This is a genomic window from Pantoea sp. GbtcB22 (assembly GCF_019091025.1).
GTDB lineage: Bacteria > Pseudomonadota > Gammaproteobacteria > Enterobacterales > Enterobacteriaceae > Pantoea > Pantoea leporis.
Map to the genome: position 1 here is coordinate 1 of NZ_JAGXKB010000798.1, position 238 is coordinate 238.

Sequence of the window (238 nt, forward strand, 5' to 3'; positions counted from 1 at the left end):
GCGTGTCGGCATCCCGATGTTGACTGCCGTGCCGCTGATTACCTTGCCGCATTTTTTCATCACCAAAAATCTCACCGATAAAATCGGCGACTGGAACAGTTTCTCGCTGTACGACAAGTACATCACGCTGGCGTGGGAGCTGATATCTCATCTGTGGTTTTTATTGGTACTGGTGATTCTGACCACGTACGGTATGGTGGCGTTTCGCTGGCTGAATAAGCAGCAGCGCAGCATCGAT

1 pseudogene is annotated in these 238 nt (G+C 50.8%); it reads left to right on the forward strand.

The features are described from left to right. Positions 1 to 238: pseudogene (opgC, locus tag KVT28_RS26720) on the forward strand (glucans biosynthesis protein MdoC); the annotation flags it as partial.